The 2,413-nt window shown below is 56.2% G+C and carries 3 protein-coding genes and 1 other RNA gene; all 4 read right to left on the bottom strand.

The features are described from left to right. Nucleotides 1-324: 324 nt before the first annotated feature. Nucleotides 325-670: a transfer-messenger RNA gene (gene ssrA / locus D1159_RS18675) on the bottom strand. A gap of 84 nt (nt 671-754) precedes the next feature. Next, on the bottom strand, nt 755-1,057 hold the full coding sequence (locus tag D1159_RS18670; protein WP_161843661.1) for a TIGR04076 family protein: 303 nt from the start codon (nt 1,055-1,057) through the stop codon (nt 755-757). Between the two features lie 8 nt (nt 1,058-1,065). Further along, nucleotides 1,066-1,587, bottom strand: coding sequence for a peptidylprolyl isomerase (locus D1159_RS18665; protein WP_161847093.1), 522 nt, complete (start codon nt 1,585-1,587; stop codon nt 1,066-1,068). 93 nt (nt 1,588-1,680) lie between these two features. Next, complete coding sequence (gene smpB, locus D1159_RS18660) at nt 1,681-2,151, bottom strand: SsrA-binding protein SmpB (RefSeq protein WP_161847092.1); 471 nt, start codon at nt 2,149-2,151, stop codon at nt 1,681-1,683. Nucleotides 2,152-2,413 lie beyond the last annotated feature (262 nt).

Here is a 2,413-nt window from a genome sequence, read left to right as displayed (position 1 = left end):
CTGTCGTTTCGGGCTAAGTCCGCTTGCGACCACCTGCGCTTGCCAAGCTCGGTGGACAGTAAAATCCTAATCATAGCCGTTTCTCCTTTACGGTAGAATATAGCAACTATTTTAGGATTTTTCAGATAATTGTGATAAAAACAACTTTTTTGCGATTTTATCACGAATACCGTGATTCTCGGTTGTAAAAAAGGCCGCTGCCCTGGAAGTACCAAGGCGGCGGCCTTTTTTCATTTGTCCATGGCATAAGCCAGAGGACACACCAGAACGAACAGGTTTCCGGCCACATAGATGACCGGCTCCTGGGTTCGTCTGGCGCACTTTTGGTGGAGGCGGGGGGAGTCGAACCCCCGTCCGAAAACGCTTTAACAAGAACTTCTCCGGGCGCAGACGGTTATTTACATTCCCGTATCCTGGCGTGAGCCGTCACACTACAGGACTTGGTAGCTTCATGATTCATGGTACGCTCAAAGCTTTGCGTACGCACGTGCACCACTAAACGACGCCCCATCCCGGCTCGTGGTCCTTCCGGGCGGGACGGCTGCATTAAGCCGCAGCGAGAACGACGTTATCGTTGTTCTTTAATTTATAAGCTGCCCATTTTAAGGATGTTAGGCGCATCCGCCCGCTGTTCCGGCCTCTACGTCCTCGTCGAAACCAGTACGCCCCCGTATCAAAGACAGGGTTAGAAAAACTACTATGGGATCCATCTCCGCGTCCCGGAGCAATGCCAGGGCGCGAAGATGGGCGGTTGTCAATTCTGATGTTCCTGAGGGATGCGCCGGATAGCCGCGATGACGCGGCAGGCGCCGTCCGGACAGGCGGAGCGCACCTTACCCTGCTCATCCTCCCAGGCCAAAGAGCCGCCATGGGCCAGGACAGAGCAGTTGGCCAGCACGGCCTGCACCAGCTCCGGGCACCAGCCGTCAAAGCCCTCCATTTTCAGTGCGCCGTCCACATTGCGGATCCGGCAGCAATCCCCTACCTGATGGCCCGCGCCGCAGGGGCGGTAGATGGATTCTATCTCGATCTCAACGCCGAACTCTTTCTGTTCCACCTTGCGCCTCAGACTTTCTCCGGCGCGGGATAGTCCACACCGAAGGTATTGACCGTGACAGACTTCATCACCTGGGGCTCCTTGGGCCGATCGTTGTGGTCGGTGCGGACGGAGACAATGGCGTCGGCCACGTCCAAGCCATGGATGATCCTGCCAAAAGCGGCATACTGACCATCCAGGTGGGGGGCCGGCTCTACCATAATGAAGAACTGGCTGCCAGCGGAATCGGGATGCATGGCCCGGGCCATGGACAGCACGCCCCGGCCGTGCTTGAGGTCGTTGGCGACGCCATTGCCGGAGAACTCGCCCTTGATGGAGTAGCCGGGGCCGCCGGTTCCGGTGCCCTGAGGACAGCCGCCCTGAATCATAAAGCCGGGAATGACCCGGTGGAAGCTCAGGCCGTTGTAGAAGCCGCTCTTTACCAGATGAATAAAGTTGTTGACTGAGTTGGGAGCCACATCGGGGTAGAGCTCGGCAGTCATCTTTCCGCCGTTCTCCATCTCAAAGGTGACAATGGGATTTTGAGCCATGGGGAGACACGCCCTTTCTCTTTACAATGACATATACCGCCGGCCGACAAGGACCGGCGCGGTGTTTCGGGGCCCGGACGGCAGGACAAGCGCTTAATCATAGCGGCGCCGGGCCTTCATGGTGCGGTCAATTTCTCGCTTGGCATCCTTGGCGGCGGCGGCGTCCCGCTTGTCGTAGAGCTTTTTGCCCTTGGCCAGCCCTACCTCCAGCTTGACGCGGGAGTCTTTAAAATAAATGGACAGGGGTACCAGGGCGTAGCCATCCTGCTTGACCTTTGCGAAAAGCCGGGCAATCTCCCGCCGGTGCATCAGCAGCTGGCGGGGACGCAAAGGGTCTTTGTTGAAGACATTGCCCTTTTCATAGGGGCTAACGTGCATCCCCAGAACCTGCATCTGGCCATCTTTGATAAGGCAGAAGGAGTCTTTCAGATTTACATTGCCCTGACGGATGGACTTGACCTCGGTACCAGCCAGGGAGATGCCGGCCTCGTACCGGTCCTCAATAAAGTAATCGTGAAAGGCTTTGCTGTTTTTGGCGATCAGCTTGGTTCCTTTGCGATCCATGCTCTCCCCCCTGTTGGCTGGATGCCGGTATGAACTGACGGCCTGTTTTGTATCTCAAGGCGTACAGATTAATGTGTGTGGAGATACGAAACGGGCTGTGAGGGGAGAGGAAGCCGCTTCCAATCCGACTCAAACCTATTATAGCACATCTGTCAAGAGCTTAGAACCGCCTGACTGAAGACAGACTGTAAGTTTGTCAAAGATATTGGACAATGAACTCGACAGGAGAAGCCAGGGAAGCGGCCTCATCGGCAAGCTGTTG

Origin of the sequence: Pseudoflavonifractor sp. 524-17 (genome assembly GCF_009935845.1) — a bacterium.
In the GTDB taxonomy this organism is placed as follows: domain Bacteria; phylum Bacillota; class Clostridia; order Oscillospirales; family Oscillospiraceae; genus Pseudoflavonifractor_A.
This window is presented reverse-complemented; position numbering and strand designations above follow the sequence as displayed.

Bases quoted from the DNA above. Each gene is read 5' to 3' on its own strand.
- D1159_RS18665 (WP_161847093.1), bottom strand. From the start codon at position 1,587: ATGGCTCAAAATCCCATTGTCACCTTTGAGATGGAGAACGGCGGAAAG.
- smpB (WP_161847092.1), bottom strand. From the start codon at position 2,151: ATGGATCGCAAAGGAACCAAGCTGATCGCCAAAAACAGCAAAGCCTTT.